This is a genomic window from Polynucleobacter sp. MWH-Aus1W21 (assembly GCF_018687275.1).
Classification (GTDB): Bacteria; Pseudomonadota; Gammaproteobacteria; order Burkholderiales; family Burkholderiaceae; genus Polynucleobacter.
Map to the genome: position 1 here is coordinate 563,038 of NZ_CP061287.1, position 23,470 is coordinate 586,507.

Sequence of the window (23,470 nt, forward strand, 5' to 3'; positions counted from 1 at the left end):
TATGGCAACTGAAGAGCCAAAATACACTGTTCTTGAAAAAGAATCCCCATTTGAAATCCGAGCTTATGGGCCAATAATTGTGGCTGAGGTCCAGGTTGACGGCGATTTGGATGGGGCATCTAGCCAGGGCTTTCGTCTAATTGCTGCCTATATTTTCGGCCAGAACCAGGTGAGTGAAAAAATAGCAATGACTGCACCGGTGACGGTGGTGGATCAAACAATAAAGAGCGCAAAGATTGCTATGACTGCTCCTGTAGGGATTGAGTCAAATGCCGGTAAATGGGTTGTGTCATTTGTGATGCCCGCTGAGTACACCTTGGAAACGATTCCTAAACCGATTAATTCTCAGGTGCAATTACGTCAAATTCCGGCAGTGAAAAAGGCTGTTATTAGCTTTAGTGGTTTTTATAACGACCAAAAAGTGTCTGAAAAGACTCTAGAGCTCGAGCAGTGGATGAGGTCTAGAGGTCTGCAGGGTTCCGGAACACCGAATTTTGCGCGTTACAACCCGCCCTGGACTTTGCCGTTCATGCGCCGCAACGAGATTATGATCAATCTACGTGACTAGTTCTTTGCCTCAAAGCTTTTCAATAAAAACTGACCACCACCATTAATGCCTAAAGCTTTCGTGAGGGTAGGTAAGGCTTGAGTCAAATGTTTTTCTAGTGTCCAGGGGGGATTAATGGTAAACATACCGCTGGACTGAAGGCGACGTTCACCTGGCGCGTTTTCAACTCGTAATTCCGTATGAAGCCAAGAGCGTTTATGGTTTGCGGAAATTTTTTTCAAGCGATCAGGTAAGGCGATGGATTCTCTTCTGGAAATAACGGGATACCAGATTGCATAGCAGCCTGTGGCAAAGCGCTGCAACGCCTCCTCAAGGGCAACCTCAAGATAGCGATAGTCTTGTTTGTCCTCGTAGGAGGGGTCAATCAATACCAGGCCTCGTCTACTTGGGGGTGGCAGCAAGCCCTTCAGTCTGGCAAAGCTATCCTCAGAATAGATATCAATCTGTTTAGATTGCTTGAGCTCACCAATATTGTGGCGAAGAATATCAATCTCCTTCGGATGCAGTTCAAATAATTTAAGGCGATCTTGCGGGCGCAATAGGCGAGCCAGAATAAAAGGGGAGCCTGGATAGGTGCTTAGTTGCTCATCAACATTCTCTGTATTAATGAATTTCAAGTACTCCAAGATACTTTCTGGAATTGGTGTATTCGAATGTAAGCAGGTCTCTACATATTGCGAGAGGCGAAAAATTCCGCCATCCGCTTCTTTACTTACGGTCGAGAAGCCGTCTTGCAGGCTATAAATACCTGCACCAGCATGGGTGTCCACCATGGTGAGAGCTCCAGGCTTTTCTTGCAGATACTCAACTAAATGAATGAGGGTGAGATGCTTTAGGATGTCTGCATGACTGCCAGCATGAAACGCATGTCTGTAACTAAACATATTAGGACGAGCTCATTTTGGGCGCGTTTGAGTAAATTGCGCCTTGCCATAGAGTGCAAGCGTAATCACGATGATAGCTATGGATCCGTATTGCAGCGGTTGATTTAAATCAAGATCCATTTGTTGGGTGAGGTGAGAGTAGGTCGCCACAACACCACCAAGTGCAATGAGATGGGCCCATATTTTTTTGGGGCCCAGTTGAGACTCTGGGAAGTGATTGGCTAATAAGGCCCCAATCATGCCGCACCATATGCCAAGCCCTGCTCCCCCTAAAACATCGGTGAGCCAATGCGCACCAACAGCATTACGCGAAAGCCCAACTAACGCAGCAATGACAAATAAAAGCAGAACTGGCGCTCTTTTATCTCTGGGCGCTGAAAAATAGAAAGCGCTGGCAATGGCAAATGCTGTAAGGGTGTGACCGGAAGGAAAGGCCCTGTGAAGTAGTGCTTCACCGATGCGATAAAAGCTTCCTTCAGTCAGAATTCCTGCAGGTCTTGGTAAATTAAATATACCTTTCAATGCCGAGCTTGCTACAGCTGCTATCGCGCCAGCAAATATACCCGCCATTAAGATTCTTGGCGCTAACAATAAAAGCGGGAAAGCCAATGCAAAAACGCCCCAACCATTACCTAAAAAAGTAAGCCACGCCCACAGTGTGTCTGGTAGCCGCTGAGTAAGTTGATTGATGAATAGAAAGCTACTACTCTGAAGATCGCCAAAGTAGATGATCGCTGCAAGTGCGAGCGGAGCTAGTGGGATAAACCAAGCAAATCCAGGTATTACCTTTTTGCTCATCCGGCTTAACGAGCCTTTGCCAGATCAGCGTCATGTAGTTGCTTAATCACTTTATCGAGTACTTGCGGGACAGTGATGGCTTGCATGCATACGTTGTCACGGCAAGGTGTTTTACGGTGATTCGCAGCGCTCACACAGGGAGAGCATGCTAAGTTTGCGGTGATTGCAATAGAGTTACCAACTGAGCCATAGAGGGCTGGAGTTTCAGGACCAAAGAGAACAACAGTTCTTAATGGGGTTACCGCTGAAAAATGGCCTGGGCCAGAGTCATTGGTCACCATCACATCAGATAAGGTGTAAAGGGGTGGCAGTTCCGCAAAACTGACCTGTCCAGCAAAGTTCAGGGCATTTTTAACATTAGCTACCGCACGAACTTTTTCTACATATACAAACTCAGCAGGAGACCCCGTGATGAGAATAAGGTCATCTGGATATTTTTGATGAATAGCTTGAATCAATTCGGAAAAACGCTGTTGTGCCCAACGGCGTTGCGGCAGTAGATCGCTTGCATTTGGGTTAATCAGAATAAGACGATTTTTGCTAGGCTCGTAATGGATTTTGGCTTCTTTGGCTAGCTTCTCAATTCGTGCGCGAACTTTTTCTAAAGCGCTTGGATTGATAATGGCTTGCTCTAAGCGAACTTCTGAATCTGGAATTTCAATCTTGCTAAAAGGAACTTCAATCTCCTGTGCAAAGGCCGCATGAATTAGTGAAATAAAGTTCTTAGTAATGTGAATGTGTGGGTTGTAATGAACCTTGCGGGTCAGCATGAAGCCGCGCCACAACCCTTCACCATGAAAAATGTGGTAGCCAACGCGACGTCGTGCACCACACATGCCGGTTAATAAAGCCGTAAAGCGGGAAAATAACTCTAAATCAATAACGGTATCAATACGATTTTTGCGAGCTAGTAAAAGAAAGAGCAGCGTGTCTTTTATTAGACTACCTAAACTGGATGAATCGATGGTAAAGATATTTTCTGGCTTTACGGTGTTGAGTAAAGTAAGGCTGGCACGATTGCTTTTAAAGATTAGAAAAAAAATCTCCGCCCCACGCGCTTGCGCATTTCTCATGGCCGGGTCTACCAAAATCGCGCTACCCATTTCAGAGAGCTCAATAAAAAGTATTTTTTTAGGAGCCCCTGTTGCACGACTAAAGATATTTTTGATGCCATCAATCAAGGCGACGAATGGACTAACTACTGCGCAAAGCGGCACTCCAACCCAGTGGTCAATAGCGCGCATAGTGTTGACACTTATAGTCATGGCTTCAATCTACAGAATTATTTTCGTTTTAATAAGAAATAGGCGCCTGGCAAGGTTGCTAAAACACCAATTGCTCCATAGCTGATGGAGGCCAGCACAGTTAATGATGGGTTCACACCCCATAGGGCCAAGACTGATGAAAGGGTGGCTTCGCGCAATCCCCATCCAGAGATGCTAATGGGTAGCATGAGCAATAAGCTAAGCGCTGGTAAGCCAATCATGAGGCCTTCAATAGGGGCATTTACGCCGTAAGCCTTAAGGCAAAAAAGTAGAGCCAAAATAGTGAGGAAGTGGATGCCAATAGCTAAGCCTGCTTGGGCAATATTTTTGGGCCATGAAAAAGCTAACTCAATTCCAGGCATTGCATGATTCATGTTGAAGCGATCCAGAAATTTTTGTAAAAGCTGTTTGCTTGGCTCCCAAGCCAAGATAAGCGCAATAGCTACGCCAGCTAACAGCATTACCGCCATGACTGCGTAGCCTAGGTCCTGTCCCCATGCTGCAAGAGTAGCGCCACCTAATATCAAGCCAATGGCACCGAGTAAGTTATTGCCCGCTAAACCCAAAAGGCGATCAACTAAAACCATTGCAAAACTTAAGCGTAATTTCGGGGTGGCGTGTTCAAGGTCTACTGAATGATGAAGCTCTTCATCTAACTCTTTAGTTTCAGAGAGGTTGCCAGTGTTGGTTAAGTGAGTTGCTGTGATGGCTCTATAGCTATCACCACCCAAGGTGCTTGGAAGACCTTGATTGACTAGGCCGCCAGCAAAGTAGAGGCCAATATAAGCGCCTATGCGAGGAGGAAATCCCACCGCTTTCATTAACAAGGCCCAGCGATAGCCGCCACAAATAAAGGCCCCCATCAAGCTAACAAGCGCCGCCAGAAACCACAGGGGCTGCATTTGAATATGGGTGTCAAAGAGCGTGTGCCAATCAATTCCGCTGGTCGCCTTCCAAAGCAAGGCAATGGATAGCAAAACGCGAATGGTGGGCCATGCTCGCTTGAGAATGGCTTTCACTCGCGATGGGCTTTTTGTAGTGGGCGGAACTTTTAAATTCATAAGCGTAAGGATAATGCCTTGGGCGCCTATGGTCTTGAATTTAGGGGGAATTACTTCAAAGAGCCTTGGCCCTGCCAATTAGTACAAAGGCTAAAGTCGAATTTAGACAAAACTCGACCAAATCGCTCAATTTCAAGGGTCTCTAAGGGCTGACATGCCTCAAAAGAGGATTTATTGCCTACCGGTAGCGAATAAGGCATACCAGACCAACTAACAAGAAGGATATTTGCCCCAATCGGAATCTCGCCAAACCAGAGGTCGAATTGATCTTGCCTCTGATCTAAGACAAATACCGGGTTAGGTGATGCATACCAGGCAGCGCGACTACCTAAGGTCCAGTTTTGAACAGAGATGCCACTTGCTTTGGTGGCTTTAGCAAGCTCTACTGCTTTCTGGCCGGCAACTTTCCATCCATATAAATCGGCAATTGGGTTGGATTTAATCGAGGCTGTATTGATGCCTCCAGACAAGACATAAGCAAAGCCGATGCAACACATTGCAATTTGGATGAAAAACAAAATGCGAATCCAATGACGATGTTGCATTGCCCATGCTTTTGCTAAACCAATTCCGGCAAAAGGAGCGAGACAGAACCATGCAGGTGAGGTCCAGTGAGGAAGGCCGCCTCCACCCGCTAAGCTAGTAAAAATTACAAAAGGAATAAAAAAGAATCCTAAAAGTGCAACTAGAGAAAGTCTCGCCCCATGCATGCAGTCTTTTATAAAGATTACGCAGCCCAAGATGAAGAGTGGGCCATAGACGAAAATTTGAATGCCAATGTATGCAGCTAATCGACGCCAAAGCCATTCACCGCCGCCGCCATGAGCAAGTTGGTATTTAAAAGAAATCCAGTCATTCACCCAATTCCAATAAAGCACAGGTGAGATGAGTAATAAGGCTGTCAACACTGCTAGCCAGAAGCCCAATTTGGTGAGCCAGGATTTGCTCGGAGAACTAAGGAATACAAATAACAATGCAAACGCAGTAAAGGCGGCAGTATATTTACTTAAGCCTGCGAGACCCAGTAAGATACCAGTAATAACCCAATCACCAATGCTGAATTGATCTTTCCTTAGCCAACGAAGTGCCATTAGCATCAGGCCAAGACTTAACGGCGCTAGCAGGGTATCGGGCAATAGGCCAATTGCCAGGACATGTAACATGGGTGCGGCAGTGATAATTAAAACTGCCAACAGTCCGCATAAATTTGCCGATGGAAGTGCGCTGGTGAGGTAGCCAGCATTACGACCTTGAATCAGACGATGCAACTCAATCGTGACTTGATAAACCAAATAACAAGAAATAATCCACAATAATTCAGGGATAAAACGAATAACACCTTCTAAAGAGGTCAGGGCAACCAAGGGCCACTGAATCCAGCCTACTAAAGGTGGGTGATCGAAATAGCTCCAAGCCAAATGTTGAGCATATAAAGCATAGTGAGCCTCATCCACTGAGAACTCAATTGAAAAACCTAGGGCTAAATGCACCGCTGCGGCAATAAAGACGCAGATTGCGGCCCAGCTTGAGGGTGATTGATGGCGCATGAGATGATTTTAGACTCACATTGAGCAATCTTTGGGACAATTAAGGCATGTGGAAGCGAGCCCCTTTATTTTTAATTCTCAGCACGATCCTTATTTTGGTCGGCTGTGCTGGCTTTAGTAGTGATTCAGTGCAAAACGAGGCCGGTCAACCGTTTAATCCAGACCTCCTGCCGGCTCAGGAGGAGTTGCCAAAGTTCTCTGCTGAGACAGCCCGTAACGGCATGCCAAACGGTTGGAACTTTTATCGCATAGCACCCTTTAAAAAGAATACGGTGTATCGCCTTGAGAACTATCAAGGAAAAACAGTACTGAGTGCGAATTCAAAAACTTCTGCCTCTGGGTTGGCAGTGAAGCTACGTCCGCGTCAGGCCTCAAATTTGCTTCTGCAATGGGAATGGAAAGCATTAAACCCAATCATCAATGCTGACAACGCTGATGGCTATACTGACGATGCACCTCTGCGTATTTTGGTTGCATTTGATGGCAATAAGTCCAAGCTACCCTTAAAAGAGAAAATGACTTTTGAGATGGCCAATCTCATTAGTGGTCAAGAGATGCCTTATGCCACGCTGATGTATATCTGGTCTGGAAAATCACCTATCGAAACTATCATTACAAATGCACATACTTCTCGTATCAAAATGATTGTGGTCGATTCTGGTTGGGATAATTTAGGGCAGTGGCATAAACACCAGCGCGATTTGGCTGCTGACTATAAACGTGCGTATGGCGAAGCACCTGGTGAAGTTATTGGCATCGCCTTATTGACAGACACCGATAACACTAAGTCAGAGACGCGCGCGTTTTATGGCGATATTGAATTGATTCGCAAGAATACAAAATAAGTAAAACGTATTAAAAAGATATTTTTAGTAGTTTGTAGGGCGCCAGCGCTTGAGTAAAAGTGCATTGCTCAAAACGCAAAAGCTAGATAGCGCCATGGCACTTCCTGCCAGCATTGGTGAGAGATAACCAAGCGCGGCCAAAGGAATCCCGGTGGCATTAAAGATAAAAGCCCAGAATAAATTTTGCTGAATTTTTGTCCAAGTGCGCTTGGAAATATCAATCGCATTTGCAACCAATGTGGGATCGCCTCGCATTAAGGTGATGCCAGCAGCCTGCATTGCAACATCAGTACCGGTAGACATGGCCATACCAACATCTGCAGTAGCTAAGGCGGGCGCATCGTTGACACCATCACCTACCATTGCAACAAATTGGCGATGCCCATCTTTAGATTGAAGATTGCGAATAATCTCTGCTTTATCGCTTGGCATAATTTGCGCAAATACTTCCTCAATACTAATTTTTCCTGCAACGCGATTCGCTGCAGCGATGTTGTCACCAGAAAGCATTACAGCGCGAATATTGAGGTGGCGTAATGAGGTAATTGCCTCTTGAGCATTCTCTTTCAGCTCATCCCCAAATGAGAATATGGCAATTGGCGAGGTGGGCGCTTCATTGCTCATCAAGATTGAAACAGTCTGACCGGCCTCAAAACAAGCCTGAGCCTTCCCTAGAATTTCGGCATGATGGTGATTGCTCTCTAGGGATGCAATGCTTTGTAGGGTAAGGCTCTGCCCAGCAAGAGCGCCAGCGCTAGGTTTGCCGCTAATGCCAATGCCCGGCAATGCTCTGCTATCGGTCGGCGTGATCGGATTCAAACCACGATGTTTAGCAGCATCCAGAAGTGCTTTTGCGAGAGGATGCTCACTACCAAGTTGAAGGCCTGCAGCTGTTGCCAGAATCTCATTCTCAGAAATGGCGCTGCTAAAAGAAATTACATTGAGTAGCCTTGGCTTCCCAGCAGTGAGTGTTCCCGTTTTGTCAAACGCGACAATATTCAAGCGATGTGCCAACTCTAAAACTTGGGGGTCCTTAATTAAAATTCCAAAACGCGCCGCCACCCCGGTTCCTGCCATGATGGCTGCTGGCGTTGCGAGTCCTAGTGCACATGGGCAGGCAATCACAAGTACTGATACTGCTCTCAATATGGCAATAGATGTCGAGTCCAAATACAACCAGTTTGCCAATCCTGTCATGATTGCAATCACGAGCACGCTTGGTACAAAAATAGCGCTCACCTGATCAACCAACTTTTGTATTGGTGCCTTTTGGGTTTGCGCATCTTCAACCAGGAAGATGATTTTAGAAAGTACGCTCTCAACGCCCACCGCTTGAGCCTCAATGACCAAGACACCTTCGCCATTGAGTGAGCCGCCGATGACTTTTTCTCCGATATGTTTTTTGACTGAATCACTTTCTCCAGTGAGTAATGATTCATCAATGTGGCTATTGCCAAGTAGGATGATGCCGTCCACTGGGATGCGCTCGCCGGGCAGAACCAAGACACGGTCTTTCGGAAATACCTGATCTAAAGGTAGATCACGAAATTGATCTAAGGCAGAGTTCTCGGTGATGACAATATCTCGTTCAATGACTTTGGCATGCTCTGGCCATAGCTTTTGTAATGCGCGAATCGCTTCACTGGTTTGTTGCTTAGCTCTAGCCTCCAACCACTTACCTAGTAAGACCATACAAATAATGACTGCAGATCCTTCAAAGTACAGCTCATGATTTGCATGAGGTGATGCAATCATTTGATAAAGACTTAGACCATATGCTGCGCTTGTGCCAAGCGCCACTAACAAATCCATATTGCCAACACCCGACATGAGAGATTTGAAGCCTGCTTTATAAAAACGCCATCCCAAAAAGAATTGCACTGGAGTGGCAAGCAGAAGTTGCCACTTTGGCGAAGGCGCCCAATGTATGCCAAAAGGCATGAGGATCATCGGGAGAAAAAGTGGGGCAGAGAGTGCGAACCCCAGTAATACACGCCCCAAACCATCCGCCCCCCAAAACAGCTTAGAGGGTGCTGTTACTGAAATTTGATGAGGGCTACTGATTTTTGCTTCATAGCCTGTTTTTTGGACTGTGGTGATAAGGTCATTCGCATTGAGCCCAGAATCTGCTTTTAAGCGTACTTTGGCCTGTTCCGTTGCTAAATTCACGCTGGCAGCCTCTACGCCGGGCATTTTGTCCAAAGCCTTTTCAACCCTGCCTACACAAGAGGCGCAGGTCATCCCGTCGATATCCAGAGTAAATAGCTCTGATTTAGTGTCTATTTGGGGGTTCATATAGAAGATAATCTACTGCATGCAAGCCGTATTTACATCAAAAAGGCCTATATGTTGACTTTAAAAGTATCTGGGATGACTTGTGGAGGCTGTATTAATGCGGTCACAAGAGCAATCCAGGCCCAGGACCCTCAAGCCAAAGTTCAGGCCGACTTGGCGAGCCAGACTGTCAATCTAGAAACGACATTATCTGAAACGCAGGCCAGTCAACTCATAACAGACGCTGGCTTTCCAGTTGCTAAATAGCAATTGTTTAGAATGTCATTAAACCTAACAAAACCCGTAGTTTTTGTTCCTAAAGGATCGTGATTTATGTTCTTCAGCAAGTTAATGCCTCACGATGGTAATTTCTTCGAGCTTTTTAACGAGCACGCTAGCAATATCGTTTCCGCCTCCGAATCTTTCTTAAAGTTCGTCGAGCATTACAACGATGAAGCCTTGCGCGCCAAATACACGCAAGATGTTGATAAAGCAGAGCATGCTTGCGACGACGTAGTAAAAGAAGTGCATCGTCGTTTGCACAAAACGTTTATCACCCCGATCGACCGTGATCAAATTTTCTCACTCATCAATACGATGGATGACGTAGCCGATTTATTGCAAAACGGTACTGAGGCGATGCATTTATATGATGTAAAGCAAATGACCCCAGAAATGGTGCAAATGGCAGAGCTTTGTAATCAGTGCTGCATCAGTATGAAGAACGCAGTTGCTACGTTAAAAGATATATCTGATCCAGAGGTTGCCAAAGCCGCTTTGAAGACTTGTGACGAGATAGATCATTTAGAGTCAGGGGCTGATCGCCTTTTATCTACTGCGATTACCCGCTTATTCCGCGAGGATATCGAAGTGCGCGAACTCATTAAGTGCCAGCGCATTTATGAGTTGCTTGAGGAAGTTACCGACAAATGTGAAGACGTTGCCAATTTGGTTGAAGGCATCGTTCTTGAAAACTCTTAAGGCGAATTAAGTTGCCAGCGATAGAAGTAGCTTTTTGGGTTGTAGCGCTTTTAGTAGCGTTAGCGCTTGCATTCGATTTCATGAATGGTTTTCATGATGCTGCTAACTCTATTGCAACCGTAGTTTCCACCGGAGTTTTGAAGCCGCAGCAGGCGGTAGTATTTGCAGCCTTCTTTAATTTTCTGGCGATTTTCATTTTCCATTTAAGTGTTGCAGCCACAGTGGGCAAAGGCATTGTCCATCCCTCAGCAGTTGACTTGCACGTTATCTTTGGCGCCTTGGTAGGTGCAATTGTGTGGAATGTGATTACTTGGTATTACGGTATTCCATCAAGCTCTTCCCATGCATTAATTGGCGGCTTAGTTGGTGCTGCGTTGCCAAAAGCGGGTACAGATGGTTTGGTTTGGTCAGGAATCATTAAAACAGTTTCCTTCATCTTTATCTCACCGTTTGTTGGCTTCTTGCTTGGCTCTTTAATGATGTTGATAGTTGCTTGGGTATGCCGAAATGCAAATTTAGCCAAAACTGATCGCTGGTTCCGTCGTTTGCAATTGGTTTCTGCAAGTGCCTACAGCTTAGGTCACGGTGGTAATGATGCTCAAAAGACGATCGGTATTATTTGGCTTTTACTGATCATTACCGGTTACGCTGAAGCTAGCGCAAAGATGCCGCCTACTTGGACAATTATTTCTTGTTATATCGCGATTGCTGCGGGAACAATGTTTGGGGGCTGGCGAATTGTAAAAACCATGGGTCAGAAGCTCACCAAACTGAAGCCAGTGGGTGGTTTCTGTGCTGAAACTGGTGGCGCCATAACTTTATTTGCGGCAACGGCAATCGGTATTCCCGTTTCCACTACCCATACCATTACTGGGGCTATTGTGGGTGTTGGCTCAACTCAAAGGGCTAGTGCGGTTCGCTGGGGGGTTGCAGGAAACATCGTCTGGGCGTGGATCTTCACCATTCCAGCGACTGCGCTCATGTCTATGGCGGTCTATTATTTAAGTCTGCTTATTTTCTAAAGCGCTTTATTGCAGGTGGCTGGGGAATCTTTCAGCAAATAATTGCGGCTACGAGTAAGCTAGCGCTAATTAAGAAAAATACCAAAACCTAGAATCTCCTTCTAGGTTTATTCATATCGGGAGAAGGTTGTGTCGGTTACACCAGAGTTGGTCCAGGCAGCGCTCAAAGGCTTAGTTGATCCTAATACTAAAATTGACTTCGTTGCTGCAAAAAACGTTAAGAATCTCCGCGTAGAAAATGGCGACATTTCTTTGGATATCGTATTAGGTTATCCAGCAAAAAGTCAGTTTGATTCAATTCGCAAATTAGTTATTAATGCTTTGCGTGAACTGCCTGGCGTTAAAAATGTCAGCGTCAATGTTTCTAGCCAAATAGTTGCGCATGCAGTTCAGCGTGGCGTGAAGTTATTACCCGGTGTAAAAAATATTATTGCAGTCGCTAGTGGCAAGGGTGGTGTAGGTAAATCTACAACAGCAGTGAACTTGGCTTTAGCGCTCGCTGCTGAGGGTGCACAGGTTGGTATTTTGGATGCAGACATTTACGGTCCGAGTCAGCCAATGATGTTGGGTATCACTGGTAGACCTGACTCTCTTGAAGAGAACACGATTGAGCCTATGGAGGCTTTCGGCTTGCAGGCAAGTTCAATTGGCTTCTTGATTGATGATGATGCTCCAATGGTCTGGCGTGGTCCAATGGTGACTTCTGCTCTAGAGCAGTTGCTTCGTCAAACCCGTTGGCGTGATTTGGACTATTTAATTGTGGATATGCCACCAGGTACTGGTGATATTCAATTGACTCTGGCGCAAAAAGTTCCCGTTACTGGATCAGTGATTGTTACTACACCCCAAGATATTGCGTTGTTAGATGCTCGCAAAGGTCTGAAGATGTTTGAAAAGGTAGGCGTTCCCATCATTGGCATCATTGAAAATATGAGCACCTATGTTTGTACAAAATGCGGACACGAAGAGCATGTATTCGGTACTGGCGGTGGCCAAAAGATGTGCAAAGAGTATGGAGTGGATTTCTTAGGTGAATTGCCGCTTAACCTTTCCATTCGTGAGCAGGCTGATGCTGGCCGCCCTACAGTGGTTGCGGATCCTGACGGCGCAATTAGCGCAATATACAAAGGCATTGCTAGACAGGTTGCTATTCGTGTCGCTACTCTATCCAAAGATATGAGCAGTAAATTTCCGAACATTGTTGTTCAAAACACTTGAGGCTCTGAACATTTATGCGCTTTGCTGTATTGATGCGTAAACAAAATATTGATAACCCATGGGTTTCTTATCGTTGGGTGCCTCATGAGGTGGTGCCAGATTTGGGGCAATTTAATAGCAATCAAAACAATGCTATTTCAGGTCAGTTTCTTGGGCGCGATGCCGATGGAGAGTCTTGGCTATTTACTGGCTATGAACTTGATCTTTTTCCTGATGAGGCTGAGGGATACTATCTCAATGTTTCCGCCACAACCCCAAGTTGGTTTGTGATGTGGCGCCTTGAGGAAGATGTTAATCGATATGTTGACGAGCAATCTCTTGCTTTGGCGAAAGTAGAATCAACGTTCGCAGTACCACATCGTATTTGCGTTAGTTACAACGAAGCGGCTCGCTTGCTTGATGGCGGCGAATCAGTCGACACAGTTCCCATGAGTGAACAACATACCTCTTGGCTACAAGAGTATGTCAATGACAAATATCGTCCCGAACCTAAAAAACGCCATAAGCCAGCATCATTCAAGGGTGCCCAACGCACCACGGAGGAATAATGGCTGACGGGTTTCTCGGACGCTGGTCTAAGCGCAAGGCAGGTTTAGAGGCTGAAGCTCTAGAGAAAAAAGTGGAGACTCCTAAAGAGCCCCCTCCAGTACCTTCTGTTGAAAATACTGCTGAAGATGCTCCTCCGCTACCCACCTTAGAAGATGTTGCGAAGATTGATCGGTTTGATCCCGATTTTTCTGCCTTTATGAAGCCAGATGTTGACCCCACTGTTCAGCAGGCTGCTTTAAAGAAAATGTTTACTGACCCTCATTTCAACATCATGGATGGGTTGGATATCTATATTGACGATTACAGTAAACCAGATCCTCTGCCGCCAGGAATGCTAGAAAGAATGGTGCAGAGCGATATGTTGAAGCTCTTTAGTAAGTCTGTCGAAGAGTCTTCTAAAGAGGTGTCCCCTGTCTCCCAGCAAACTGAAATTCAAGCCCCTAATCCAGAGTTGGAGGCAAATGCTTTGGATGTGCAGCAGCAAACTGATTTAACATCCACACAACCAAAAATCTCCGCCCAGTTGGATGAAGTCCCTAAAGATGTGTCGACTGAGCCTGAACAGAAAAAAACTTAAGAAGATAGCGCATGAGTCAAAAATTAGTCTGCAACTGTAATGGCACCATGCCCTTGGATGCAAAAGCACTTGGTGTGCCTATGCACACTTCATTGTGTAGACAAGAGGTTGGCTCTTTTTTGAAAGCCTTGGATGGCTCAGATTCTGTAGTGGTTGCATGCACTCAAGAGGGTGCACTTTTTAGCGAGTTAGCAGATCAGGCTGAGAAGCCTTTGGTTGCCCCGCTTCGTTTTGTAAATATCCGTGAAGTTGCAGGCTGGACGCAAGAGGCGAAAACATCTGGGCCTAAGATTGCTGCGCTGCTTGCTTTAGCTGATATGCCAGAAGCCGATCCTGTCCCGGTGGTGAGCTATGAAAGCCAGGGCAGGTTGTTGATTGTTGGTGCGGGGTCCCAAGCTATTCCATGGGCTGAAAAATTAAGCACTTCCTTGGATGTCTCTGTTTTATGTACTGAGCCTGGCGATTTGCCCCTCAATAGAAGTTATCCAATCTACACAGGAATGGTTACCAAGCTAGACGGATATCTCGGCAACTTTTCAGTGGATTGGGATTTGCAAAATCCGATTGACCCAGAGATGTGTACTCGCTGTGGCGCCTGTGTTGAGGTTTGTCCTGAAGGCGCTATTGATCTCTCCTTCCAGATTGATTTGAATAAATGTAAGTCTCATCGCGCTTGTGTTACTGCCTGCGCAAGTATTGGTGCAATTTCTTTTGATCGTAAAGAGAAAAAGCGTAACTCCGAGTTTGATCTTATTTTGGATTTACGTGCCGATCCCAAAATGCGCATGAGTCAAACACCGCAGGGTTACTTTTCTCCCGGAAGTGATCCTCTCGATCAAGCGTTGGCAGTTAATCAGCTAACTGAGATGGTCGGCGAGTTTGAGAAGCCTAAATACTTTACTTATAACGAAAAGATTTGTGCTCATGGCCGTAATGGCAAAGTAGGTTGTAGTGCTTGTATTGATGTTTGCTCAACTGGTGCGATTGGTTCCATCTTTAAAAATGGCCAAGGCTCTGTAGAGGTGAACCCAAATCTATGTATGGGCTGTGGTGCCTGTGCCACGTCCTGTCCATCAGGTGCAATGAGTTACAACTACCCTAGTGTTGCCCATCAAGGTAAGGAGTTAAAAACAATAGCGAATGTCTTTACAGCTGAAGCTCAAAAGATCAACCAAGCAATGGCTCCTAGTTTGCTGTTGCAGACCTTAAAAGCTGGTACGCATATGATTGACAGCTTGGGCAGATCCTCGCACATCATGCCAAAGCAGTTTGAGGGCTTGCCTGCATTTGTTATTCCTTATGGCATTGAGCATATTGCCTCAACTGGCTTGGACTTATGGCTCGGCGCGTTGTCCTATGGATTTGCTGAAGTTATCTTGTTGCTAAGTGGGGATGAGGATCCTGCATACCGCGCTGCTCTAGAAGAGCAGGCAGATTTAGCGAATAACATTTTGAAGGCATATGGATTTGACGAGCGCATTCATTTGATATTGACTAACTCCGTTGATGATTTATCAATAGTATCGAAGGCAATGGGTGTACTACGTCAGCGTGGCTCCTTAAATTCAATTTGCACTCCAGCAAGTATTGGTTTATCCAATCAAAAGCGTGAAACATTAGAGGCTGTTTTAGAGCACCTACAAAAGCAAGCTAAAACACCTTTGCCTGAAGCTGGTGTAGCACTGCCATCATCTTCATTGTTAGGCGGCCTGACGATTAACAAAGATGCCTGTACCTTATGCATGTCTTGTGTGAGCAGTTGCCCGGAAGGCGCGCTTTTGGATAACCCGGATGAACCCATACTTTCCTTTATTGAAAAGCAGTGTGTTCAATGTGGCCTCTGTGTTCAAACCTGCCCAGAAAAGGCTTTAACTCTTGCACCTCGCTTGCAGACAGTGGAGCAGCGTAAGAAAAAAGTAGCCTTAAATGAAACCCAGGCTTTCCATTGCATTAGCTGCGGCAAGCCTTTTGGGACATTGAAGATGGTTGACTTGATGCTCACTAAGTTGGGTGCTCACGGTGCGTTTGCTGGAGCAGCAATGGATCGATTGAAGATGTGCAGTGATTGTCGCGTAGTAGATATGGTGAAAAAAGAAACATGAGCGAAATAGCAAAAGACGCAATGAAAGAGAATGCATCTACCGAAGTTGGGGATGTTGGCTTACCAGAGGACTTAGCAAGGGCAGATTTATATGGCTTGATTGCCCGCTTTTTTCAGATGCCGCCAGATCAAGAATTATTAGATCAAATTGCTGCTACAGCAGATCAGCAAGATGCTGCTAACGAGGCGCCATTAGCCAAAGTGTGGATGGATGTTGTTGAGGTTGCCAAAAATAACCCTGCCAAGGCTTGGCATGATGAGTTTGATTTGAATTTCATTAGCGTTGGTAAGCCTAACGTTGTTCTGAATGGCTCTTTTTATATGGCAGGCCATCTCAATGAGAAGCCTTTAGTCAATATTCGCAAAGCTCTAGAGGGATTTGGGCTTGAAGCTGCGGAAGAAGTTACCGAAACAGAAGACCATATTTCGGCGCTTTGCGAGGTCATGCGATATCTGATTGCTGGGGATGATGTTGAAATATCAAACCTTACAAATCAAAGGGTATTTTTTAACCAACACATTAGACCCTGGTATGACGAATTGTGCGATGCAATAGAAGGTATTCCAGAGATGCATTTGTATCACCCAGTTGCCGCTCTCACTAGAGAATTCCTGGCTATCGAGGGACAAGGCTTTGACATGATTTAATGTTGCAGCGCAATAGAGGGTAAGCCTTAGATGCATTTTGATATGACGATATGCGAAAAATGCAATTACCAATTACACTTGATCGAAATCAAGAATAACTAGATAGGAGCAAGCCATGAGCACTAAATCCAAAGTTGCTTTAAGTGACCAAGCGAAGCCATCGCGCCGTAATTTCTTTATTGGTGCAGGCGCTGCAGTGGGTGCTGTTGCAGTAGCTAGCCAAACTCCAGTTGGTAAAGCAGTTATCCAAGAAATTAGTAGCACCAAAACAGTGAAAGATGCAGGTCAAACAATGACTGCTCACATGCGTAAGTACTACGAAACCACTTTGATTTAATTAGTTTCATCAGTTATTGCTTTAACAGTTAATTAATAAATACAAAAACTTTCTCAGGGACACAATATGAGTCTGACTCGTAAATCCAATACCCCACAAAGCAGTCGTTCAACATCACGCCTGATTGGCAGTCTGTCACGAGGTTTAAAAGCCGCAGTGCCAACGATGGATCGCCGCACTTTCCTTAAACGCTCTGGCGTAGGTGTTGGTGCTGGTATCGCCGCTAGCCAGTTGAGCTTTGTGCAAAAAGCATCTGCAGAGCAAAGCAAAGCAATGCTCGACGGTAAGGGCAAGATTGAGGTTAAACGCTCCATCTGTACCCACTGCTCAGTAGGTTGCGCGGTTGATGCGACTGTTGAGAATGGTGTTTGGGTACGTCAAGACGCCGTGTTCGATTCACCTATTAACTTAGGGGCTCATTGCGCAAAAGGCGCAGCATTGCGTGAGCACGGTCATGGTGACTATCGTTTGCGTTACCCAATGAAATTAGTTGATGGAAAGTATCAGCGTATCTCTTGGGATCAAGCGCTTACAGAAATTACTGCGCAGATGAAGAGCATTCGTGAGAAATATTCACCAGATGCAATGTTCTTTATCGGTTCATCAAAGCACAACAACGAACAGGCCTACTTACTCCGTAAGTGGGTCTCTTTCTTTGGCACAAACAATACAGACCATCAAGCTCGTATTTGTCACTCCACAACAGTTGCCGGTGTTGCAAACACCTGGGGCTATGGTGCGATGACGAATAGCTACAACGACATGATGAACTCTAAGGCAGCTTTGTACATTGGTTCAAATGCTGCTGAAGCTCACCCAGTTTCTATGTTGAGTTTGTTGCACGCTAAAGAAAATGGCTGCAAAGTAATTGTGGTTGATCCACGTTACACACGTACAGCAGCGAAGTCTGATCAATACATCCGCATTCGTTCCGGTACAGACATTCCTTTCTTGTTCGGCCTTCTGTATCACATCTTCAAAAACGGTTGGGAAGACAAAAAGTACATCAATGACCGCGTTTACGGAATGGAAGAGATTCGTAAAGAGGTCATGGAGAAGTGGACTCCTGCTGCTGTAGAAGAAGCGTGCGGCGTTCCTGAGGCGCAAATGTATAAAGCTGCTGAAACCATGGCTAAGAATCGTCCAAGTACGGTTGTTTGGTGTATGGGTCAAACACAGCACACCATTGGTAACTCCATGGTGCGCGCATCTTGCATCTTGCAGTTGGCATTAGGTAACGTTGGTAAATCTGGTGGCGGTACAAATATTTTCCGCGGTCACGATAACGTCCAAGGTGCAACTGACGTAGGTCCTAACCCAGACTCATTGCCTGGCTACTATGGCTTGGCTGCTGGTTCATGGAAACACTACGCAACTGTTTGGGGTGTTGACTACGAGTGGATTAAAGGTCGCTACGCGCCGGACATGATGGAGAAGTCTGGAACTACTGTTTCTCGTTGGGTGGATGCCGTTCTTGAAAAGAACGACATGATCGATCAACAGACAAACGTAAAAGGCTTGTTCTTCTGGGGCCATGCTCCTAACTCACAAACTCGCGGCTTAGATATGAAGCGTGCGATGAATAAGTTGGATCTCTTGGTGGTGGTTGATCCATACCCAAGTGCTACTGCAGCGATGGCAGCAATGCCTGCGGCAGAGGGTGATGTAGTAAACAAGAACCGCAATGTTTACTTATTGCCAGCAGCAACCCAGTTTGAAACATGCGGAAGTGCGACAGCATCTAATCGTTCTTTACAGTGGCGCGAGAAAGTGATCGACCCATTGTTTGAATCTGTACCTGACCATGTGATCATGCAAGCCTTTGCTGACCGCCTTGGCTTCGGTGAAGAGTTGTCCAAGAACTACAAGATGTTGAACTCTAAATTTGCTGGTAAGCAATGGAAAGAGCCGCAAATTGAAGACATCTTGCGTGAAATCAATCGCTCCGTTTGGACTATTGGTTACACAGGTCAAACTCCTGAGCGTCTCAAAGCGCACATGAGAATGGTTGGGGTATTTGATCCGAAGACACTCAAGTCTCGTGGAGGGGTAGATCCAGTTACTGGATACGATACAACGGGCGATTACTACGGTTTGCCTTGGCCTTGCTACGGCACTGCCGCAATCAAACACCCAGGTTCACCAAATCTCTATGACACCAGTAAGAGCGTCATGGAAGGTGGCGGTAACTTCCGCGCAAACTTTGGTGTTGAGCGCGAGGGTGTGAGCTTGTTGGCTGGTGATGGTTCCTGCTCTAAGGGTTCTGCAATTACGACTGGTTACCCAGAGTTCGATCACGTATTGGTGAAGAAGCTTGGTTGGTGGGATCAGTTAACTGAAGATGAGAAGAAGCTTGCTGAAGGCAAGAACTGGAAGACTGACTTGTCTGGCGGCATCCAGCGCGTTGTGATGAAAAACGGTTGCCATCCATTTGGTAACGCAAAAGCACGCGCAGTGGTTTGGAACTTCCCGGATGCAGTTCCAATTCACCGTGAAGCGCTCTACAGTACTAACGAGAAGATGATGCGCAAGTATCCAACTTCTGCAGATAAGAAGAATTTCTGGCGCTTGCCAACTCTCTATAAGACTGTTCAAGATCAAAACTTGAATCAGAAGTTATATGAGAAGTTCCCAATCATTCTGACCTCCGGTCGTTTGGTTGAGTACGAGGGTGGTGGCGATGAGACTCGTTCAAATCCATGGTTGGCTGAACTTCAACAAGAAAACTTTGTTGAGATTAATCCTAAGGCTGCAGCAGATCGCGGCATTAAGAACTGGGATTATGTTTGGGTGAAATCACCTACGGGCGCAAGAATCAAAGTTCGTGCATTGGTTACCGAGCGTGTTGATCAAGGAACAGCTTGGGTGCCATTCCACTTTGCTGGTTGGTGGCAGGGTAATGACTTGCGTAAGTACTACCCAGAAGGCGCGGCTCCAGTGGTTCTTGGTGAGGCGGTCAATACTGCAACAACCTATGGTTACGACCAGGTGACGATGATGCAAGAGACCAAAACCACTATGTGCCAAATCGAAAAATTTGCCTAAGTCAAAAAATAAAGTCAGGAGAACACAATGGCAAGAATGAAATTTATTTGCGACACAGAGCGATGCATTGAATGCAACGGTTGTGTCACAGCCTGTAAAAACGATAACGAAGTGCCTTGGGGTGTTAATCGTCGCCGCGTTGTAACGGTGAATGACGGCATCATTGGTCAAGAAAAATCAGTATCAGTTGCATGTATGCACTGTAGCGATGCTCCTTGCATGGCGGTATGCCCAGTAGATTGCTTCTACCGCACCGATGAGGGCGTTGTGTTGCACGATAAAGATATCTGTATCGGTTGCGGCTACTGCTCTTTTGCTTGCCCATTTGGCGCACCACAATTCTTGAGCAAGGGTGCCTTCGGCACTCGTAGCAAGATGGATAAGTGCACATTCTGTAGCGGCGGTCCAGAAGAAAACGGCAGCGTTGCCGAATTCGAGAAGTATGGACGCAATCGCTTGGCAGAAGGTAAGTTGCCACTTTGCGCTGAGATGTGTTCAACCAAGGCATTGATTGGTGGCGACAGCGACATCATTTCTGGCATCTTCAATAATCGTGTGGCAATGCGTGAGAAGAACGGTAAGTACCCAGGATCCAAAGCGTTTGGTTGGACGACTGCCTATGGCGGTCCAGATACACCAGCGCCAACACCAACGCCTGCTGCAAAAATTCCAGGAGCCAAATAATGAAAGTTAATTTCAAAACTCTCGGTTTGTGTTTTGCAGCAGCAACGCTGTTGGCTGCCTGCTCTGAGCCTCCAGAAATTGCCGCTAAGGCCGCCAAGCGTCCGGACGTTGCTCCTTACATGGGTGCGAACAACGGCTTTATGACTAAGAATTGGACGCCAGGTAATCAGGCTAGTTGGACTGAGTCTGTTGATAAGCGCACTCAAGGTCAGAACGAATACAGTCGCGTTAAGTGATCAACTAAATAACAATAAATAAAACGAAAACGTTTAAGGACATGTGTATGAAACGATCATTTTCAAAAGTTCTACGCGCTTTAGTGGTGACCGCAGGTTTGTCGCTAACTTTGGCAAGCGGGATCAGTTTCGCTGAGCGTGCACCGATGGCGCCGCTGCCATCTGCTAGCGGAGTAGATATTCCGCCATTGTCTGTGCCGGCTAATCCAAATGCTTTAGCCAATGGAACGCAGGCTCAGTCTCAGCCAGCAAACCCATCAATTTTTACTACTGCCAACAGCGATCCATACAACTATGTCAGTATTCCTGACAAAGAGGCTAGTGTATTGATTCAGCGTTCCGGTCAAGAGTGGCGCGTGATTCGTAATGGTGTGATTACTGTTTATGGCGGCTGGTTGCTGGCCATCGCCTTCTTCGGCATCATTGCGATGTACACAATCAAGGGCTCAATCAAGTTGCATGAGCCAATGTCCGGCGTCAAAATTAAGCGCTTTAGCGCATTTGATCGCTTGGTCCACTGGTTGATGGCATTTAGCTTTTTAGCCTTGGCATTTACTGGCTTATTAATTCTTTACGGCAAGTATTTTGCAATGCCATTAATGGGTGGGGTTGCCTACGGATCCTTCTTGAATGTTTGCAAGAACATTCATAACTTCACAGGCCCTTTGTTCACTATTTGCATCGTGATCTTCTTCTTGCTTTTTGCGCATAAGAATTTACCAGGCAAAGGTGATTTGCAGTGGTATTTAACCTTTGGTGGAATTTTCAGCGGCAAGCATGTGCCAGCTGGTTTCTTCAACGGTGGTGAAAAGATCTGGTTCTGGTTTGGTATGACTTTCTTGGGTCTGGTAATTTCAGCATCCGGATTTGTACTCGATATGATCGTGCCATTTATGACCATTGAGTACACTCGTGGCACGATGCAGATTGCTAACATTATTCATAGTAGTGCTGCGATCTTGATGTCTGCGATGGCGATGGGGCACATCTATATCGGCACCATCGGCATGCAAGGTTCAATTGATGGCATGAAGACTGGCTATGTTGATGCTACTTGGGCTAAAGAGCATCATGAGCTCTGGTATGACGAACTCAATAAAAAGGGATAAGCCATGAAAAAAATCATTGCTTTCACATTCTGTGCTTTTGCTGGAACAGCAGCTTTTGCTGCATTACCTCCATTGACACCTGAGCAGGCAGAGGCAGCAGCTTTGACTAAGGCTAAGGCTGCTTACGGTGATAGAGTTGGCGCTTATCAACTATGCCAAGCTCAGAATCGTGTTGCTGATCGCTTTAGGGTTCCTGGAACTGCGGCTCCTGCAGCTTGCGTAGCGCCTCCACCATTTGCTCCACCGGTAGCTGCGGCTGCACCAGCCGCTCCTGCGGCACCTGCTGCTAAGTAATTAATCGGAGAGCAACTCTTGATGTAAGTAGCGTTTAGCTGCCGTTGTTTGAGGATTATCAAAGAAGGGGCCTACGGGTCCCTTTTCTTTTATTTCGCCTTGATCAATAAAAATCACATGCTTTGCTAGTCTTTGTACTTGAGCAAGTTGGTGAGATGAAAAAATTACATCCGCACCATGCTGATCAAATTTCCGAATGAGGTCTTCAACCTGCTCGGTGGTGTTTGGATCAAGATTTGCGGTAGGCTCATCCAATAAAACTAAATTTGGCTTCAGAAGAATGGCTCTTGCAAGACATAGTTTTTGTCTTTCGCCAGCAGATAATTTATGTGCTGGACTATTAGCTAAGTTGCTAAGACCAACTTCATCCATAACCTTTTGCACATCTAATTTAGTGATGCTTGAATCGACATCTTGAACAATCCCAATGTTAGCGGCTGCAGAAGCTTTAATCATCGGGGTGTGATGCAGAACTAATGAAGTCTTAGTTTTGAATGAGTAGGTGACAGTGCCGCTATCCGGCTTGATAAGGCCATCCAGCACCTTTAGAAAAGTAGTCTTTCCAGCACCATTCGGTCCAATACAGGCGGTAATTCTGTCTGCAGGAATGATGGCATGTGGAATGTTGAGAATCGTTCTGCCATTACTCTTGACGATGATGTCTTTGAGTTCAATGAATTTCTCAAAATGTTCAACAGAATTAACCATAGCGGTGCTCCGCGATTTGGCGTACTGCAAACGTAAATAAATTAGCTAGCAGGACAATCATCAGCAGGACTATTCCAAGGGCAAGAGCTAAAGGCAGATCCCCTTTGCTCGTCTCTAGTGCAATAGCCGTAGTCATGGTTCTGGTTGAGCGATCAATATTGCCGCCCACAATCATGACGGCCCCAACCTCAGAGATTGCCCTGGCTAGACCAGCAAGAACGGCAATCGTCAGGGAAAAGCGGCAATCCCATAAAAGCCACTTAAAACGTGAGAGCGGGGGTAGTTTTAGGCTTAGAAAAGAATCTCTATGAACCCTCCAAGAATCCTCAAGGATTTGTCGGCTTAGAGCCGCAATTAAAGGGGTTGTGAGCAGGGTCTGAGCAACAACCATACCCTTGATCGTAAATAACCAACCCCAAGCCCCCAGAGGGCCTGTGCGAGACAGCATGAGATATACCAGGACGCCAACAATTACAGTGGGCACCCCCATCAGGGTATTGAGGGCCACAATAATCGTCTTTTTGCCAGTAAATTGCTCGGTCGCCAGAAGGGCGCCAATAGGAAGGCCTAAAAGCGTGCCAATCAAGAGAGCGCTCAGGCTGACCTGCAGGGAGACTAGGACGATACCCAAAACTGCGCCATCTAGGTGGGCAAGTAAAGTAAGTGCGTCTTGAAAAGCTTTCAACATGCGCTTGATTCTATCAAGGCGGTGGCAAAAT

The 23,470-nt window shown here is 46.0% G+C and carries 24 protein-coding genes; 16 read left to right on the forward strand and 8 right to left on the reverse strand.

Annotated elements, in window-relative coordinates; all coding sequences use genetic code 11:
• Window position 1 precedes the first annotated feature (1 nt).
• Window positions 2-568 carry a heme-binding protein gene (locus ICW03_RS02945; protein ID WP_215348778.1) on the forward strand — a complete coding sequence of 189 codons (567 nt, stop codon included), beginning with the start codon at window positions 2-4 and terminating at the stop codon, window positions 566-568.
• Here the strand turns inward: ICW03_RS02945 and ICW03_RS02950 are convergent.
• From ICW03_RS02950 to ICW03_RS02970, 5 genes are read right to left on the reverse strand one after another with little or no spacing between them, the layout of a single operon-like run.
• Entirely contained in the window at window positions 565-1,452 is an 888-nt protein-coding gene (locus tag ICW03_RS02950) for a 23S rRNA (adenine(2030)-N(6))-methyltransferase RlmJ (RefSeq protein ID WP_215348781.1), read from the reverse strand. The two genes, ICW03_RS02945 and ICW03_RS02950, sit on opposite strands and share 4 nt — an antisense overlap.
• 12 nt (window positions 1,453-1,464) lie before the next feature.
• Window positions 1,465-2,250 carry a phosphatase PAP2 family protein gene (locus ICW03_RS02955; protein WP_215348784.1) on the reverse strand — a complete coding sequence of 262 codons (786 nt, stop codon included), beginning with the start codon at window positions 2,248-2,250 and terminating at the stop codon, window positions 1,465-1,467.
• 5 nt (window positions 2,251-2,255) lie between these two features.
• Complete coding sequence (locus ICW03_RS02960; protein WP_215348787.1) at window positions 2,256-3,515, reverse strand: glycosyltransferase family 9 protein; 1,260 nt, start codon at window positions 3,513-3,515, stop codon at window positions 2,256-2,258.
• 17 nt (window positions 3,516-3,532) lie between these two features.
• Window positions 3,533-4,576 (reverse strand): lysylphosphatidylglycerol synthase transmembrane domain-containing protein, encoded by a 1,044-nt coding sequence (locus tag ICW03_RS02965; RefSeq protein WP_215348789.1) that lies wholly within the window; start codon window positions 4,574-4,576, stop codon window positions 3,533-3,535.
• A 50-nt stretch (window positions 4,577-4,626) separates the two neighbouring features.
• Entirely contained in the window at window positions 4,627-6,123 is a 1,497-nt protein-coding gene (locus ICW03_RS02970; RefSeq protein WP_215348791.1) for a glycosyltransferase family 39 protein, read from the reverse strand.
• A 47-nt stretch (window positions 6,124-6,170) separates the two neighbouring features.
• Here ICW03_RS02970 and ICW03_RS02975 point away from each other — a divergent pair, with 47 nt between their 5' ends.
• Entirely contained in the window at window positions 6,171-6,968 is a 798-nt protein-coding gene (locus ICW03_RS02975) for a DUF3047 domain-containing protein (protein WP_215348795.1), read from the forward strand.
• Window positions 6,969-6,992: 24 nt separating this feature from the next.
• Here ICW03_RS02975 and ICW03_RS02980 read toward each other — a convergent pair whose 3' ends face one another.
• Complete coding sequence (locus ICW03_RS02980) at window positions 6,993-9,263, reverse strand: cation-translocating P-type ATPase (protein WP_215348798.1); 2,271 nt, start codon at window positions 9,261-9,263, stop codon at window positions 6,993-6,995.
• 51 nt (window positions 9,264-9,314) lie between these two features.
• Here ICW03_RS02980 and ICW03_RS02985 point away from each other — a divergent pair, with 51 nt between their 5' ends.
• From ICW03_RS02985 to ICW03_RS03050, 14 genes are all read left to right on the forward strand, one after another.
• The gene (locus ICW03_RS02985) at window positions 9,315-9,509 is read left to right on the forward strand and encodes a heavy-metal-associated domain-containing protein (RefSeq protein WP_215348801.1); all 195 of its coding nucleotides are present in this window, start codon (window positions 9,315-9,317) and stop codon (window positions 9,507-9,509) included.
• A 66-nt stretch (window positions 9,510-9,575) separates the two neighbouring features.
• Entirely contained in the window at window positions 9,576-10,223 is a 648-nt protein-coding gene (locus ICW03_RS02990; protein ID WP_215348804.1) for a DUF47 domain-containing protein, read from the forward strand.
• A gap of 80 nt (window positions 10,224-10,303) precedes the next feature.
• On the forward strand, window positions 10,304-11,245 hold the full coding sequence (locus tag ICW03_RS02995) for an anion permease (RefSeq protein WP_371819920.1): 942 nt from the start codon (window positions 10,304-10,306) through the stop codon (window positions 11,243-11,245).
• 129 nt (window positions 11,246-11,374) lie between these two features.
• A complete protein-coding gene (gene apbC / locus ICW03_RS03000; RefSeq protein WP_215348809.1) occupies window positions 11,375-12,463 on the forward strand; it encodes an iron-sulfur cluster carrier protein ApbC in 1,089 nt (362 codons plus the stop codon).
• Window positions 12,464-12,477: 14 nt separating this feature from the next.
• Window positions 12,478-13,011, forward strand: a complete 534-nt coding sequence (locus tag ICW03_RS03005; RefSeq protein ID WP_215348812.1) for a DUF3305 domain-containing protein — start codon at window positions 12,478-12,480, stop codon at window positions 13,009-13,011.
• Complete coding sequence (locus tag ICW03_RS03010; protein WP_215348816.1) at window positions 13,011-13,589, forward strand: DUF3306 domain-containing protein; 579 nt, start codon at window positions 13,011-13,013, stop codon at window positions 13,587-13,589. Before ICW03_RS03005 ends, ICW03_RS03010 begins: the two co-directional genes overlap by 1 nt.
• Window positions 13,590-13,600: 11 nt before the next feature.
• Entirely contained in the window at window positions 13,601-15,691 is a 2,091-nt protein-coding gene (locus tag ICW03_RS03015; RefSeq protein WP_215348819.1) for a 4Fe-4S binding protein, read from the forward strand.
• Entirely contained in the window at window positions 15,688-16,338 is a 651-nt protein-coding gene (locus tag ICW03_RS03020) for a molecular chaperone (RefSeq protein ID WP_215348822.1), read from the forward strand. Before ICW03_RS03015 ends, ICW03_RS03020 begins: the two co-directional genes overlap by 4 nt.
• Before the next feature lie 115 nt (window positions 16,339-16,453).
• Window positions 16,454-16,675 carry a formate dehydrogenase gene (locus ICW03_RS03025; RefSeq protein WP_215348825.1) on the forward strand — a complete coding sequence of 74 codons (222 nt, stop codon included), beginning with the start codon at window positions 16,454-16,456 and terminating at the stop codon, window positions 16,673-16,675.
• 66 nt (window positions 16,676-16,741) lie between these two features.
• Window positions 16,742-19,720, forward strand: coding sequence for a formate dehydrogenase subunit alpha (locus ICW03_RS03030; RefSeq protein ID WP_215348827.1), 2,979 nt, complete (start codon window positions 16,742-16,744; stop codon window positions 19,718-19,720).
• Between the two features lie 27 nt (window positions 19,721-19,747).
• The gene (fdh3B, locus tag ICW03_RS03035) at window positions 19,748-20,404 is read left to right on the forward strand and encodes a formate dehydrogenase FDH3 subunit beta (protein WP_215348830.1); all 657 of its coding nucleotides are present in this window, start codon (window positions 19,748-19,750) and stop codon (window positions 20,402-20,404) included.
• Window positions 20,404-20,640 carry a hypothetical protein gene (locus ICW03_RS03040; RefSeq protein WP_215348833.1) on the forward strand — a complete coding sequence of 79 codons (237 nt, stop codon included), beginning with the start codon at window positions 20,404-20,406 and terminating at the stop codon, window positions 20,638-20,640. Before fdh3B ends, ICW03_RS03040 begins: the two co-directional genes overlap by 1 nt.
• Before the next feature lie 47 nt (window positions 20,641-20,687).
• A complete protein-coding gene (locus ICW03_RS03045; RefSeq protein WP_215348835.1) occupies window positions 20,688-21,749 on the forward strand; it encodes a formate dehydrogenase subunit gamma in 1,062 nt (353 codons plus the stop codon).
• A 3-nt stretch (window positions 21,750-21,752) separates the two neighbouring features.
• The gene (locus ICW03_RS03050) at window positions 21,753-22,043 is read left to right on the forward strand and encodes a hypothetical protein (protein ID WP_215348838.1); all 291 of its coding nucleotides are present in this window, start codon (window positions 21,753-21,755) and stop codon (window positions 22,041-22,043) included.
• Here ICW03_RS03050 and ICW03_RS03055 read toward each other — a convergent pair whose 3' ends face one another.
• Both ICW03_RS03055 and ICW03_RS03060 read right to left on the reverse strand, forming a co-directional pair.
• Window positions 22,044-22,751 carry an ATP-binding cassette domain-containing protein gene (locus ICW03_RS03055; RefSeq protein ID WP_215348841.1) on the reverse strand — a complete coding sequence of 236 codons (708 nt, stop codon included), beginning with the start codon at window positions 22,749-22,751 and terminating at the stop codon, window positions 22,044-22,046.
• The gene (locus tag ICW03_RS03060; protein WP_215348844.1) at window positions 22,744-23,439 is read right to left on the reverse strand and encodes an ABC transporter permease; all 696 of its coding nucleotides are present in this window, start codon (window positions 23,437-23,439) and stop codon (window positions 22,744-22,746) included. Before ICW03_RS03060 ends, ICW03_RS03055 begins: the two co-directional genes overlap by 8 nt.
• Between the last annotated feature and the right edge of the window lie 31 nt (window positions 23,440-23,470).